Consider the following 13579-nt stretch of genomic DNA (forward strand, 5'->3'; position numbering starts at 1 on the left):
CCCCCCGGATGCTTCCGAGGGGCTCTCTTGTGTGCCGGAGGGGTCAGTTCGCGGCCGGGACCGACCGGCCCGAAGTGACGGTCGCGGGGCGGGGGTTCAGCAGACGCTCGGCCAACTCGCCGAAGGCCAGGCCGAATCCGGCCCACAGGACGGTCTGGATGGCAAGCGCCGAGAGCCTGAACCGCCACAGGAGGGTGGCCGGGAAGTCCCGCGGCACCTCGTTGATCACGGGCAGGAACTCGTAGGCCAGTCCGATCACTACGGCGAAGGCGGCGACCGCGATGACGGTGGCGTACCAGGTGCCGAGACTCGGCGCGAGGCGCTTGCCGAGGATGGTGGCACCCACCGCGAGCAGCACGCTGAGGACCATCATCAGGAAGTACAGGGCGGTCCGCTTGCCGATGGTGTCGGGGTCGCCGACCGACGGCGGGTTGGCCGGGTACTTCAGGAACGGCACGACGTACACGGCGAGGAGCGCGGTCCCGGACAGCAGGAGCGCGGTCGCGCGCGGGCCGAAGCGGCCCACACGGCCGAGGGCGAAGCAGTAGGCGAGCGCGGCGATGCCGCCGAAGGAGACGCCGTAGACCAGGACACCGGTGGCGAGGCCCGCGGTGGACTGGAGGCTGCGCGAGACGAGTTCGACCTCGTGCCCGTGTGCGTGGGAGTGGGCCTCCTCGAAGCCGATGGCGCTGTCGACGGTCGGTTCACCGAGCAAGTAGGCGACGACCAGGGCGAGTACACCGGCCGCGAGACCGGCCAGCATGCCGCGTACGAGGAGGTTTCTTACCGTTGCGGAGTTCATCGTGGGTGCTCTCCGTCGCGTCAGTGGCAGGGGAAACCGAGCAGGTGGCGGGCGTCGTGCACCCACTCGTGAACGTCCTCGCCGGAGACGACGGAGGTGGCGCCCTGTTCGGCGCCGACGAAGTACAGCAGGACCAGCATGAGAATGCCGAAGAAGACCGCCCAGGGGACGATCGCACCGATCGGCAGCTTGGCGGGGAGAGCGGGGGTGGTGGCTGTCGGCGGAGCGACGGTCTGCGCCATGGCAGGACCTCCTCGGGAGTTCGCGTCCCATCTCGGTGGTGCACAGGATGACGCCTACGGGTCTGACTCACGCGGCGCCCAGCGTGGCTGGGGCGTCTCGCTCACAGTGGCGCGACCGTGCCGGATTTCCGCCGGCTTCCGTCTTGACGTCATCGATATCGGACCGACCGTACCGTGTGCCGGGTGCCTGGCCAAGACCGCGCCGCCCGGGGTGATCTTCCTCTCGCCCCAGGTGGCAGGTCCCGCCGGCCGTCAGAAGACGTCGTCGGACAGCCCGAGTTCACGCTCGCCGAGAGGGGCGAAGAAGCGCTCGACGTCGGCGTCGGTGACCTCGGCGAGCGTGGCCGGGGACCAGCGCGGTTCACGGTCCTTGTCGATGATCTGGGCCCGGACACCCTCGACCAGGTCCAGTGCGGACAGGGCGGCGCAGGACACCCGGTACTCCTGGTCCAGGACCCGCTCCAGCGAACCGAGCCGCCGGGCCCGGCGCAGGGCGGCCAGCGTGACCTTCAGCGCGGTGGGCGAGTTGCCGAGCAGGACCTCCGCCGCCTCCTTGGCGGCCGGGTCTCCGACCGCGAGCAGTCGCCGGATGATCTCCTCGACCGTGTCGGCGCCGTAGCAGGCGTCGATCCACTCGCGCCGCTCCGCGAGCTCGGCCGGCGGCGCGGGCCGCACATGGGCGGCCAGCACCTGGGCCACGGGCCGGTGGGCGAGCTCGGACACGAACCGCGGGAGCGAGGAGGACGGCACGTAGTGGTCGGCGAGACCGCACAGCAGCGCGTCTCCAGCGCCGATCGAGACGCCCGTCAGAGCGAGATGGGTGCCGAGTTCGCCCGGAGCGAGGCCGAGCAGATGGGTGCCGCCGACATCGGGGACGAAACCGATGCCGGTCTCGGGCATGGCGATGCGCGAACGTTCGGTGACGATCCGGACGCTGCCGTGCGCGGAGATCCCGACGCCGCCGCCCATGACGATGCCGTCCATGACCGCCACGTACGGCTTGGGACAGCGGGCGATACGGGCGTTGAGGTGATACTCGTCGCGCCAGAACGCGGCGGACGCGGTGCCGTCCCCGTCACGCGCGTCGTCGTGGACGACCCGGATGTCGCCGCCCGCGCACAGTCCGCGTTCTCCGGCGCCGGTGACGACGACGGTCTCGACGCCGGGGTCCTGCTCCCAGGCGGTGAGGGCCTGGTCGATCCGGCGCACCATCGCGTGGTTCAGGGCGTTCAGCGCCCTGGGCCGGTTGAGGGTGAGGTGGGCTGCCCGTCCCTCGGTACGCAGCAGGACGGACTCCCCGGCGCCGGGCGCCTCGGTGCCGTTCACTTCGGCGCCCGGGTCAGACGGCGGGCCACGATGACGCGCATGATCTCGGTGGTTCCTTCCACGGTCCGGTGGGTTCGCCGGTCACGGCGATCTCCCCGCTACCGTACTCACCGAGCGGCCCGGCCCTGGTTCCGTCAGGCCTCCTCCCCCGGCTCCAGCGCGTACAGCCGCGGCAGGTTGACCACGATCGCCTCCTGGGTGCTGCGGGCGATGACGACCACGGCCTCTTCGTCGGGGTCCGGGTTCTCCTCGCGGTGCGGCACGAAGGGGGGCACGAAGATGTAGTCACCGGGTGAGGTGCGCAGGCGCACCTCCTCGGGACCGTCCCCCGAGTCGTCGACGAAGACGAACTCGGGGTGCCCGCTCACCACATGGATGGCGGTCTCGGACTCTCCGTGGTGATGGTCCGAGGAGGCGGTGGAGGGGGCGACGTGGGTCTGGCCCATCCACAGTTTCTCGGAGCCGACCGTGGTGCCGCTGACGGCGGCGAATCTGCGCATGCCACCGGTCTGCGCCGTGTCACCGTCGAGGGCGTCCGCGCGGATGTGGTGCAGGCGGGTGCGCAGCGGGCGTCCGGACCGCGCTGCGGCGTCCGGGAGATGGGGGTGGAAACCTTCGCCGGGGGTCGTCAACGGCTCGCTCATGGAGGGGGACGCTAGAGCGGCCCGGAAAAGGATGTCAAGAGGTGTCCATTGCCGTTCACCTGCGGCAATGTTCCCGCAATGTATGCGGGGAAGCGGTGGAAACCCAGCCGGCGGACGGCGTGTCGGGCATCATGTGCGCATGCATATCTCCGCGAAGGCGGACTACGCCACGCGGGCCCTGCTGGAGCTCGCCCGCGAACCCGCCCGCCCGCTCACCTGTGAGGCCATGGCCTCCTCGCAGCACGTTCCGTTCCGGTTCCTGAAGTCCGTGGTGGGCGAGTTGCGCCGGGCCGGTCTGGTACGCAGCCAGCGAGGCTGCGAGGGCGGGTACTGGCTCGGCCGGCCCGCCGACGAGATAACCCTGCTGGACGTCGTACGCGCCGTGGACGGTGAGCTGATCACCTTGCGGGGCGAGCCGCTGGCCGGACTCGACTACCCGGGGCCCGCCTCCGGGCTCCCCGGGATCTGGCGCCGCATAGAGGCGGACGCCGCGGCGGTTCTGGGCGGTACGACGCTGGCCACGCTGTTGCCGGCCGGGGCCGCCGGGCAGCCTGCCCGCAAGGGCGCCGCGTGACCGCGCCCGACCGGCCGAAGGCGGAGGCGGAGGCGGAGGACGTGGGGGTGGAGGCGGAGGCGGAGGACGTGGGGGTGGAGGACGTGGGGGTGGAGGTGGTCGAGTACACCGACCCGCTGTGTCCCTGGGCCTGGGGGTCGGAGCCGGTGTTCCGGCGGCTCCACGCCGCGCTGGCCGGCCGGGTCCACTGGCGGCGCGTGTACTGCGTCCTGTTCGACGACGAGGAGCCCGCGCCCGATCCGGCGGCCGAGACCGCTTGGTACGCGCGCTACGTCGAGGACATCAGCGCCCACACGGGCGCCCCGCGGGCGCGGCGGCTCAGTCGCGTCGCGGCGAGTTCGTGGCCGTCCTCGCTGGTCGCCAAGGCGGCGGAGCGACAGGGTGACGAGGTGGCCGAGCGGGTTCTGCGGCGGCTGCGCGAGAGCGTGTTCGTGCTCGGTGAACCGGCGGACACGCCGGCTCTGGCGCTCGCCGCGGTACGAGGTGTGCCCGGCCTCGATCTCGCGCGGCTGACCGCCGACGCGGCCTCCGCCGCGGTGTCCGAAGCGGTGTACGCCGACCGTGCCGAGGCGCGCCGGCCGGTCCGTGAGGTGCTGTCGGTGCGCGGCGGGTCGCCGCATCCCGGCACCGCCAAGGAGACCTCCGACGGCGGACACCGCTATGCGCTGCCGACGCTGCTGGTCCGCACTCACGCGGGGCGTCGCGTCGTACCCGGCTGGCGGCCGTACGAGGAGTACGCGTCGGCGTTCGACGAGCTGAGTCCCGGACTGCTGAAGGAACCCGTAAGCCAGGGTCCCTCGGACGCGCTCGCGCGGTACCGGAGTCTGACCGGCCCGGAGCATGTGGCGTTGACCCACGGCCCCTGGCCATCGGACGACGCCGTGCGCGTCGAGACCGGCAACGGCCCCCTCTGGCTGCATCCGGAGGAGGCCGCAGCGCGTCCGGCCACCGACAGCCCACCTGCCTTTCCCTGAAAGGTTTCTGAGGGGTCGTCACCGGGAGGGAGTGGCGCCCGCGTGATTCCCGTGCGTCCCGACGGGCTCTGATCGATTGTCAGTCGGGCGCCGGCGAGAGGGCCCTCCGGTCGTCAGCCATGATCCGTCCCGCCCAATGAGACACCAATTGGTGTCCATTGACAGTCGCCGAGAACCGGCCCCAGGATGTGCACCATGCTCACGACGCACCCCGGCGTGGTGTGCCGCTACGTGGACCTGCGGCGCACCTCCAGCGCTCTCTGTCGCTGACCGCCTGCCGACCACGGCACCCAGGCGCCTGACTCCACTTCCGCCGGCATCGGCCACGCGCCGCATCACCGCCCGGCCCCCGTCATCGCGCGCCGCCTTCTCAGCGTTCCGTCGCTGCCTCTCCCCCAGCCTCCCGGCCCTCCCCGCGGTCCGCGGACGCCTCCTGCCCTGAACACCGGCATGCCCACGTGTGCTCCGCAGCTCACACAGGCATGCCCGTTCCCGGGCTGCGCGTCCCCCGCCGCCGGGGTGTGCCGTCCTTCGCTCCCCAACTGCCGCCCCGGCACGGGCGGGAGCCTTCGCAGAGAGAAAACCCATGCCCGGACGACTCACGCCCCGCACCCCCGCAGCCGCGTTCCGCTCCGCCCGGCGACCCGGCCGGCTCCGCGCGGCCGCCCTGGGAACCGCCCTCGCCACCGTGCTCGTTCCCGCGCTCAGCGCCTGCGGCGGCGAGGCCGCTTCGGCCACCGGCTCCGCGACGCTGAAGTGGACCTCCTCCTACTTCCCCGCCCACTGGGACCCCGTCGTCAGCGGCAGCGGCGCCCAGTTCCGTGAACTCGCCCTGGTCTACTCCTCGTTGACGCGTACGGACGAGACCGGAAAGGCCGTCCCGGATCTGGCCGAGAGCTGGGACTACAACGCCGGGGGTGACGTGATCACCTTCCATCTGCGTCCCCACCTGAAGTTCAGCGACGGCACGCCGGTGGACGGCTCCGCCGTCAAGGCCGCGATCGAACGGGCCAAGAAGCAGAAGAACTCGGCCCTCTTCGGCGACCTGACCTCCATCACGTCGGTGGACGCCAAGGGTCTCGACACGGTCGTCCACCTCAGCCAGGTCGACTACCAGATCCCCCAACTGCTGGGCGAGCGCGTCCTCCAGATCGCCAGCCCCAAGGCGGCGGCCTCCCCCGGCAAGCTGGACCAGAGCCCGGTCGGTGCCGGCCCGTTCGTCGTCAGCCAGCTCGTCCCGGGCACCAAGGCCGTCCTGAAGAAGAACCCGGACTACTGGGACGCCAAGAACATCCACATCGACCATGTCGAGCTGAGCTCCGCCCCCGACGCCTCCACCGTCGTCTCCGGACTCCAGACCGGCGTCTACAACTTCGCCGACATAGCCCCCAGTCAGGCCGACGCGGCCAAGAAGGCCGGACTCGACGTCTTCGTTCAGCCCGGCTTCAACGCCTCCAACCTCAGCCTCAACACCAACAAGGCGCCCTTCGACAACGACAAGGTCGTCGACGCGGTCCGCTACGCGATCAACCGTCAGGAGTTCGTCGACAAGCTGACGTTCGGCTACGGCTCGGTGACCAACCAGCCGTTCCCCAAGGGGTACGTGGCCTTCGACCCGCAGTCGCAGAACGCGTACGCCTACGACCCGGCGAAGGCCAAGAAGTTGCTGAGCCAGGCCGGTTACAAGGCGGGCGCCCTGAAGCTGAACCTGGTCATACCGGCCGAGGACCCTCAGGCCGAGATCGTCCAGGCGCAGTTGGCGAAGGTCGGCATCACGGTCACGATCAAGATCGACAAGAACTGGGCCACACCGTTCTTCGCCAAGGACCTGGCGTTCTCGCTGTACGGCACCACGGGCCGTGACTCGGCGGCACAGACCCTGACCGCGCACTTCGGCCCGAACGGTCCGCTCAACCTCAGCTCCCCCTACGAGCCTTCCGGCTTCGAGGCGGCCATCGCCAAGGTCCGCCGGACCCCGCTGGACTCGCCCGACTACGCGAAGGTCCTCCAGGCGGCGACCCGGGCCGGACTGAAGAGCAAGGCGCTGGTCTTCACGTACTCCTCGCCCAACCTCATCGCCAAGAGCAAGTCCATCTCCGCCCTGCCGAAGAACCCCGCCCACATCGCCTGGACCGGCGTGACCATCGCCGGCGGCAACTGACAACCCGCCCACGACAGAGAGGGGGCAACCCATGACGACGACGGAGGCACCGGCCCCGTCCGGCGTCCGTCTCCCGGCCGCCGCGGCCAGAATCCGGCAGACCCTGGGCCGTGTACCGGCCGTCCTCGCCCGGTCGGTCGCGATCTTCGTGCCCGTCTTCCTGGTGGCGACGTTCGTGACGTTCGCGCTGCGGTCACTGAGCGGGCTGAGCCCCGCGCGCATCCAGCTGGGCGAGGAGGCGACTCCCGAAGCCGTCGCCCGTGTCGAGGCCCACTGGGGCCTCGACCGGCCCTTCCTCGTGCAGTACGGGGACTGGTTCGGCGGCGTCCTGCACGGACGGCTCGGTACGAGCTGGACCAACGGCGCGGACATCTCCACCCTCATCGGCCTCGGCCTGGGCGTGAGCCTGTCGGTGGCGACCTTCGCGCTGGTCATCGGCGTCGTCGCGGGTTTCGCCCTCGGCACGATCGCGGCCGTGCGCCGCACCACCTGGATCGACCGGGCGATCACCGGTTTCGTCACGGCGATCTCGGTGATGCCGGCCTTCGTCGTCGGCATCGTGCTGGTCGCGGTCTTCTCCGTGGGACTGCACCTGTTCCCGTCCGCCGGATACGTCCCGGCGGAGCAGGGGTTCGGGCCGTGGCTCGCCCACATCACGCTCCCCGCCGTCGCGCTCAGCTTCGACGTGGTCGCCGATGTCGCCCGCCAGCTGCGCGGCAGCCTTGTCGGGGCCTACCGCGAGAACTATGTGACGGGCGCGGTGGTCCGGGGGCTGAGTCCGCGCCGGATCTTCTTCGGCCATGTGCTGCGCAACGGCCTCGGGCCGGCGCTCGCCACTCTCGGGCTGAAGTTCCCCGCCCTGGTGGGCGCCTCCGTCGTCACCGAGTGGATCTTCGGGCTCCAGGGGTTCGGCCGGTTCGCCAACGACTCCGCGCAGGCCGGCGACGTACCGGCGGTGCAGGGCGTCCTCGTGGTGTCGATCGTCCTGGTCGTCGTCTTCAATCTGCTCGTCAACCTGGTGCTGGCGCGCGTCACACCGGCCGCGCAGCGGGGGTGTGACCATGGTGCGCCGCGTTCTCACCCTGGCTTCCGGCCGGATCGCCCTCGGCGTCCTCGCCGCGATCGCCGTACTCGCCCTGTTCGGGCCCCTGCTCGCTCCGCAGGACCCCCTGGCCACCAGCGACCACACCCTCGCCGCCGCCTCCGGCGCCCACTGGCTGGGGACGGACTACCTCGGCCGCGATGTGCTGAGCCGGCTCCTCGCCGGCTCCCGCGTCAGCGTCCTCGGCTCGCTGGAGGTCGCGTTCACGGCCCTGGCCATCGGCGCCGTCCCTGGCATCCTGTCGGTCCACCTCGGCCGGGTCTTCGAATGGGTCACCCTCCGGCTCGCCGACACACTGGTCGCCCTGCCGTTCCTGCTGTTCGCCGTCGCCGTCGTCGCACTCCTCGGCAACGGTCTCACCCAGGCGATGCTCGTCACGGGCGCGCTGGTGTCACCGCTGTTCTACCGCGTGGCCCGCGCCGCCACCCTGGCCGTCGCCCGCTCGCCCTACGTGGAGGCAGCGATCGTCGCGGGCGCCTCGACCGGCTGGATCGTACGCCGTCATGTGTGGGCCAAGGTGCTCCCGCCGATCGCGGTGGCGCTCGCCCAGACCGTCGGCGTCGGCTTCGTCATCGTGTCCAGCCTGACCTTCCTCGGGATCGGGGTGCAGCCTCCCGCTCCCACCTGGGGCGGCCTGCTCGCCTCGGATCTGGGCTACCTCAGCCACCAGCCGTGGGCACCGCTCGCCCCCGCCCTGCTGATCATGGTCACCGTCTGGGCCTGCAACCTCCTCGCCGACGCCGTCCGTGACGTCTCCGGCGAGCCCGGCCGCACGCCGGCCGGCCGTCGCAGGACACGCCCCGACCGCCGCTCCCCGGCCGGTCCCGCTCCCGCCGGAGGTGCCCGATGACGACCCTGTCCGAGAAACTCTCCACCGAGACCGTTGAGGCGCAGGAGTCCCCGGGGGCCGAGGGGCCCGGCCCGGCGGCGCCGTCCGAACCGCCGTCCCCGGTACTGGCCGTACGCGATGTGCGCATCGGCGAAGGGGCCGGCGGCCGGGAGATCGTCCACGGCGTGAGCTTCACGCTCACACCCGGCAGCGCCGTCGGCATCGTCGGCGAGTCAGGCAGCGGAAAGACCCTCACCTGCCGTGCCGCCCTGGGGATCCTGCCCGCCCCCTTCGAGATCACCGGCGGCTCGGTGGAGATCGACGGCCACGACATCTCCGGCCTGTCCCCCGCACGGTGGACGGACCTGCGCGGTACCACGATCAGCGCGGTCTTCCAGGACCCGGCGTCCTATCTCAACCCCTCGATCCGGGTGGGGGCCCAGATCGCCGAGGTCGTCCGGGTCAAGACGGGCCTGAAGCGGCGCGCGGCGCGGCGGCGGACGATCGAACTGCTGCGCTCGGTGCACCTGCGGGACCCGGAGCTCGTCTCCTCCCAGTACCCCCACGAACTGTCCGGCGGCATGCTCCAGCGTGTCCTCATCGCCGTGGCCATCGCCGCCGGCCCGCGCATCCTCGTCGCCGACGAGGCCACCACCGCGCTCGACGTCACCGTCCAGGCCGAGATCCTGGACCTGCTGGCCGATCTGCGCGAGCGGACCGGACTGGCCCTGGTCGTGGTCTCCCACGACCTGGCCGTGGTCGCCCAGCTGTGCGACGAGGTCCTCGTCATGCGCCACGGCGAGGTGGTCGAACAGGGCCCGGCCAGGGACGTACTCCACCGTCCGCGGCACGAGTACACCCGGCTGCTGATCGCCGAACACGAGCAGTACGGCCTGGAGAAGTTCCTCACGCCCGAGGGAGAGTCATGAGCACCGACACCACGAAGACCGGTCCGGCTCCGCGGTCCACCGCCTCGGGGGAGACGAAGCGGCCCGTCCTGGAGATCAGGGATCTCGAAGTGCGCTACGGACCGCGTCGGCGGCCCCGACGGGCGCTGCACGGCGTCTCGTTGAGCGTCGCACCGGGCGAGACCGTGGGGATCATCGGCGAGACGGGTTCCGGCAAGTCCACCCTGGCCCGGGCCGTGCTCGGTCTGGTACGCGCCTCGGCGGGGTCCGTCGTCGTCGACGGCGAGGACGTCAGCGCCCACGGCCGGCGGCAGTGGCGCGCGCTGCGCCGCCGCGGCCTGGTGCAGTACGTCTTCCAGGACCCCCTGCTCAGCCTGGACCCGGACCTCACCGTCGAAGCCTCGCTGAGCGAACCCCTGCTCGTGCGGGGTGTGTCCCGGGCCGAGGCGGCGCGCCGGGTCCGTGCCTTCCTCGCCCGTGTCCGGCTCTCCGAGGACCTGCTAGGCCGGCTGCCCGGTGAACTCTCCGGCGGCCAGCGCCAACGCGTCGCGGTGGCACGGGCGTTGGTCACCGAACCCCGGCTGGTCATCCTCGACGAGCCCGTGAGCGCCCTGGACTCCGCCAACCGCGTCCAGATCCTGCGGATCCTCGAGGAACTCCGTGACGACGGTGTCGCGCTCGTCTTCATCTCCCACGACCTCGGCTCCGTCGCCGGGATCGCCGACCGGATCGCCGTGCTGTACCGGGGCGAGCTGGTCGAGACCGGCGCCGCCCGCGATGTCATCGGCCGGCCCCGGCACGACTACACACGCCTGCTCGTCCGTTCCGCGCCCACCCTGCACTCCGCCCCGGCCGACCGGGCCGAACGCGCGGCCCTGCGCGCCCTGCTGAACGCCTGAAGCCTCGAAAGACAGGAAGAACACCATGACCCGTACGATCCATCTCGCCCTGCACCCCTACGGCGTCGGCGGTCCCGGCCAGCACGGGCTGTGGAAGGACCCGCGTGTGGCGAAGAACGCGAGCATCGACGTCGACTACTACATCCGGCTCGCAAAGGCGGCCGAACACGCCCTGTTCGACGCGCTGTTCATCGTCGACAGCCAGTTCATCAACGCCACCTATCCGGCCCACTACCTCAACCGCCTCGAACCGCTCACCCTGTTGTCCGCGGTCGCCACCCACACCCTGCACCTCGGCCTGGTCGGCACCGCGAGTTCGACGTACAACTCGCCGTTCAACCTGGCCCGCCGTTTCGCCTCCCTCGACCACATCAGCGGCGGCCGGGCCGGCTGGAACGTCGTCACCAGTTTCGACACCGGCACGTCCCGGAACTTCGGACTCGACGAACACCTCGACTACACGGCCCGGTACGGCCGCGCGCTGGAGTTCGTCCGCGTGGCCAGGGGCCTGTGGGACTCCTACGAGGACGACGCCTTCCCCGCGGACGTGGCCAGGGGAGTCTTCCTCGACCCGGCGAAACTGCACGCGCTCGACCACGAGGGCGAGCACTTCAAGGTGGCGGGACCGCTGAACCTCTCCCGCTCCCCGCAGGGCCAGCCCGTGATCTTCCAGGCCGGGGTCTCCGAGGAGGGACGCGACCTCGCCGCGCAGGTCGCCGAGGGCATCTACGCGCCGGGCGGCACGCTCCAGCAGGCTCAGGAGTACTACGCGGACATCAAGAAGCGCACCGCTTCCTACGGCCGCGACCCCGACCACATCAAGATCTTCATCCACGGGAGCCCGGTCGTGGCCGCCACCGACGAGGCGGCCCGGCGCCGCGAACGGGAGATCTTCGAGGAGGACAACGACTTCGTACGCAACCTCGCCCTGCTCGGACGCTCCTTCGGCGCCTACGACTTCAGCGCGCACGACCTGGACGCGCCCTTCCCCGATGTCGCCCACCTCGCGGAGAAGGGCGGCCGCACCGGGGCGGCGGCACTCATCGAGCGGGCCCGGACAGAGAAGCTGACACTGCGTCAAGTGGCGGAGTCCGTCAATCAGTTCCGCGGCTCACCGTTCGTCGGTGCGCCCGGGACCGTCGCCGACACCATCGAGAAGTGGTTCGACGCCGGCACCTTCGACGGCATCAACCTCGCGTTCCGCACCGAGGACGAACTGAACCTGTTCGTCGACGGCGTCGTCCCGATACTCCAGAAGCGCGGACTGTTCCGCACCGAGTACGCGGCCGACACCCTGCGCGGCAACCTCGGCCTGCCCGTCCCGGCCAACCGGCACACGCGCGAACCGCAGCTCGTGAACGACTGAGGTCCTCGCGGCGGCCGGCCGGTGGAACAAGCCCCCGCCTCCATCGGCCGGTCTCCCGGCAGCCGGCCGGCACCCCCGGCCGGCGCCCTCGGGCCCGGCAACGACCGGCCCCCGAAGGACACACCCGACCGCGGTACCGTCCGCGCCCCGCCCCCGCCCCCACCCTCGCCCCCGGCCGCCGCCGAGCCGGCGCCCCGGGGGCGGTGCACGCGCGCACGACCGAGCCCCCATCCGCAGGAGTATGAGATGTCCCAGTACAACGACCATCACGGCCCGGAGGGCCTCCGTGTCCGCGGCACGATCGTCGTGGTGCCCGGTCGCGGCGAGACCCGGGCGACCTACGACCGTCTCGGCGCACGGCTCGCCGCCGACGCCTATCGCGTCCGGATCCTCGACGCCCCGCCGCTCGACGCCGAGGACCCGGCCGCCTCGCTGACCACGTACGCCGGCCGGCTCGCCGACGCCGTCGAGGGCACCGCCTCCGAGAACGGTGTCGTGCGTCCGCTCGTCCTCGTCGGGGCGGACTCGGGGGCCGCCGCGCTGGCCGCCCTCCTGGGCGGGACACCGGATCCGGCCGCCGCCCCGCGGCCGGACGGGCTCGTCCTGGCCGGCCTCCCCGGCCCGTCCACCGAGGCCGGTACCGCCGTCGGCACGTGGAGCGAAGAGCTCGACCTGCGCACCTCGTGCCCCGCCCACCGCGGCACCCTCACCCAGGATCCCCAGGTGCGGCGCGGGTCACTGGCCGACCCGGTCCCGGACGGGATACTCGCCGCCGCCTACGACGGCGAAGTCCCGGTCCCCACCCTGCTCCTCGTCGGCGACGTCGATCCGCTCGCCGACCACGAGGCGCTCGCCCGCCTCGCCAAGTCGCTGCCCCGGGCCCGGCTCTCGGTGGTGCGCGACGCACGTCACGACGTCCTCAACGACCTCCAGCACCGCTCCGTGGCGGCCGAGACCGTCGGCTTCCTCGAAGCGCTGCGGGAGGGCCTGCGCCCGTCGGTCGCGGTCCGGTCGAGCGCCTGGTGAGCCACCGCCCGCCGCCGAACACCCCCTTCGAACAACCGAATCCCGCACCGGAAGGTCCACCATGGCCGTGATCGTGTCCATCTCCGGAAGCCCCTCCCCCACGTCCCGCACCACACGTCTTCTGCGTCACCTGGACGAGCGACTCCGCCGCCAGGGGCACGAGGTGATCCCGCTCGAGGTCCGCGCCCTTCCCGCCCAGGCGCTGCTCGGGGCGGACTTCCGGCATCCCGCGATCGTCGAGGTCGCGGCCCTGCTCGAGCGGGCGGACGGGGTGGTGATCGGCACACCCGTCTACAAGGCGGCCTACTCGGGCCTGCTGAAGTCGCTCCTCGACCTGCTCCCGCAATACGCGCTGAGCGGCAAGACCGTGCTCCCGCTCGCCACGGGCGGCAGCACGGCCCATGTCCTCGCCATCGACTACGCGTTGCGCCCGGTACTGAGCTCCATGGGCGCCTCGCACATCGTGCCGGGCTGGTTCACACTCGACAAGGACGTGACCGTCACCGAGGAAGGCGCCCCCGCCATCGCACCTGCCGCGGCCCAGGCTCTCGCCCAGGTGACGGACCACTTCTCCGCCGCGCTGGGAGGCCGCACGGCCGCGCTCGCTCCCACGGGCTGAACGCAGGAGGGTCCTCGTACGGAAGGGCCGGCCGGGAGCCGTGAACGCGGCTCCCGGCCGGCCCTTCCGCAGGAGGACCGTCAGCGCGAAGACCCGTCGGTCCGAGG

13 protein-coding genes, 1 pseudogene and 1 riboswitch are annotated in these 13579 nt (G+C 71.7%); of the genes and pseudogenes, 10 read left to right on the forward strand and 4 right to left on the reverse strand.

What is annotated here, in order from left to right; genetic code table 11:
- Positions 1-43 precede the first annotated feature (43 nt).
- The 4 genes from ABZV42_RS04165 to ABZV42_RS04180 form a co-directional block, all read right to left on the reverse strand.
- Positions 44-802: a CbtA family protein gene (locus ABZV42_RS04165; protein ID WP_356050875.1), complete on the reverse strand. Its 759-nt coding sequence runs from the start codon at positions 800-802 to the stop codon at positions 44-46.
- 20 nt (positions 803-822) lie between these two features.
- Positions 823-1044, reverse strand: a complete 222-nt coding sequence (locus ABZV42_RS04170; protein ID WP_355979784.1) for a CbtB-domain containing protein — start codon at positions 1042-1044, stop codon at positions 823-825.
- Positions 1045-1084: 40 nt separating this feature from the next.
- A riboswitch (cobalamin riboswitch) is annotated at positions 1085-1231 on the reverse strand.
- Between the two features lie 65 nt (positions 1232-1296).
- Positions 1297-2370, reverse strand: coding sequence for an enoyl-CoA hydratase/isomerase family protein (locus ABZV42_RS04175; RefSeq protein WP_356050876.1), 1074 nt, complete (start codon positions 2368-2370; stop codon positions 1297-1299).
- A 134-nt stretch (positions 2371-2504) separates the two neighbouring features.
- Positions 2505-3014, reverse strand: coding sequence for a cupin domain-containing protein (locus tag ABZV42_RS04180; protein WP_355979790.1), 510 nt, complete (start codon positions 3012-3014; stop codon positions 2505-2507).
- 139 nt (positions 3015-3153) lie between these two features.
- Here ABZV42_RS04180 and ABZV42_RS04185 point away from each other — a divergent pair, with 139 nt between their 5' ends.
- From ABZV42_RS04185 to ssuE, 10 genes and pseudogenes are all read left to right on the forward strand, one after another.
- Complete coding sequence (locus ABZV42_RS04185) at positions 3154-3588, forward strand: Rrf2 family transcriptional regulator (RefSeq protein WP_355979793.1); 435 nt, start codon at positions 3154-3156, stop codon at positions 3586-3588.
- Positions 3589-3656: 68 nt separating this feature from the next.
- Entirely contained in the window at positions 3657-4562 is a 906-nt protein-coding gene (locus ABZV42_RS04190) for a DsbA family protein (RefSeq protein ID WP_356050913.1), read from the forward strand.
- A 586-nt stretch (positions 4563-5148) separates the two neighbouring features.
- Positions 5149-6723 carry an ABC transporter substrate-binding protein gene (locus tag ABZV42_RS04195; protein WP_355979799.1) on the forward strand — a complete coding sequence of 525 codons (1575 nt, stop codon included), beginning with the start codon at positions 5149-5151 and terminating at the stop codon, positions 6721-6723.
- A gap of 31 nt (positions 6724-6754) precedes the next feature.
- Positions 6755-7777, forward strand: a pseudogene (locus ABZV42_RS04200) (ABC transporter permease); the annotation flags it as partial.
- Between the two features lie 7 nt (positions 7778-7784).
- Positions 7785-8675 (forward strand): ABC transporter permease, encoded by an 891-nt coding sequence (locus tag ABZV42_RS04205; RefSeq protein ID WP_355979805.1) that lies wholly within the window; start codon positions 7785-7787, stop codon positions 8673-8675.
- Complete coding sequence (locus tag ABZV42_RS04210) at positions 8672-9583, forward strand: ABC transporter ATP-binding protein (protein WP_356050877.1); 912 nt, start codon at positions 8672-8674, stop codon at positions 9581-9583. Before ABZV42_RS04205 ends, ABZV42_RS04210 begins: the two co-directional genes overlap by 4 nt.
- Positions 9580-10461 carry an ABC transporter ATP-binding protein gene (locus tag ABZV42_RS04215; RefSeq protein WP_355979810.1) on the forward strand — a complete coding sequence of 294 codons (882 nt, stop codon included), beginning with the start codon at positions 9580-9582 and terminating at the stop codon, positions 10459-10461. The genes ABZV42_RS04210 and ABZV42_RS04215 overlap by 4 nt, the downstream gene beginning before the upstream one ends.
- Before the next feature lie 25 nt (positions 10462-10486).
- Entirely contained in the window at positions 10487-11827 is a 1341-nt protein-coding gene (locus ABZV42_RS04220; RefSeq protein WP_355979812.1) for an LLM class flavin-dependent oxidoreductase, read from the forward strand.
- Positions 11828-12073: 246 nt separating this feature from the next.
- The gene (locus ABZV42_RS04225) at positions 12074-12853 is read left to right on the forward strand and encodes an alpha/beta hydrolase (protein ID WP_356050878.1); all 780 of its coding nucleotides are present in this window, start codon (positions 12074-12076) and stop codon (positions 12851-12853) included.
- A gap of 61 nt (positions 12854-12914) precedes the next feature.
- On the forward strand, positions 12915-13472 hold the full coding sequence (gene ssuE, locus ABZV42_RS04230; protein WP_355979818.1) for an NADPH-dependent FMN reductase: 558 nt from the start codon (positions 12915-12917) through the stop codon (positions 13470-13472).
- Positions 13473-13579 lie beyond the last annotated feature (107 nt).

It is taken from the genome of Streptomyces sp. NPDC005281 (genome assembly GCF_040607495.1).
In the GTDB taxonomy this organism is placed as follows: domain Bacteria; phylum Actinomycetota; class Actinomycetes; order Streptomycetales; family Streptomycetaceae; genus Streptomyces.

Excerpts from the sequence above, each read along its gene's own strand:
- ABZV42_RS04165 (WP_356050875.1), bottom strand. The coding sequence starts at position 802 with ATGAACTCCGCAACGGTAAGAAACCTCCTCGTACGCGGCATGCTGGCC.
- ABZV42_RS04170 (WP_355979784.1), bottom strand. The coding sequence starts at position 1,044 with ATGGCGCAGACCGTCGCTCCGCCGACAGCCACCACCCCCGCTCTCCCC.
- ABZV42_RS04180 (WP_355979790.1), bottom strand. The coding sequence starts at position 3,014 with ATGAGCGAGCCGTTGACGACCCCCGGCGAAGGTTTCCACCCCCATCTC.
- ABZV42_RS04185 (WP_355979793.1), top strand. The coding sequence starts at position 3,154 with ATGCATATCTCCGCGAAGGCGGACTACGCCACGCGGGCCCTGCTGGAG.
- ABZV42_RS04195 (WP_355979799.1), top strand. The coding sequence starts at position 5,149 with ATGCCCGGACGACTCACGCCCCGCACCCCCGCAGCCGCGTTCCGCTCC.
- ABZV42_RS04205 (WP_355979805.1), top strand. The coding sequence starts at position 7,785 with ATGGTGCGCCGCGTTCTCACCCTGGCTTCCGGCCGGATCGCCCTCGGC.
- ABZV42_RS04210 (WP_356050877.1), top strand. The coding sequence starts at position 8,672 with ATGACGACCCTGTCCGAGAAACTCTCCACCGAGACCGTTGAGGCGCAG.
- ABZV42_RS04215 (WP_355979810.1), top strand. The coding sequence starts at position 9,580 with ATGAGCACCGACACCACGAAGACCGGTCCGGCTCCGCGGTCCACCGCC.
- ABZV42_RS04220 (WP_355979812.1), top strand. The coding sequence starts at position 10,487 with ATGACCCGTACGATCCATCTCGCCCTGCACCCCTACGGCGTCGGCGGT.
- ABZV42_RS04225 (WP_356050878.1), top strand. The coding sequence starts at position 12,074 with ATGTCCCAGTACAACGACCATCACGGCCCGGAGGGCCTCCGTGTCCGC.
- ssuE (WP_355979818.1), top strand. The coding sequence starts at position 12,915 with ATGGCCGTGATCGTGTCCATCTCCGGAAGCCCCTCCCCCACGTCCCGC.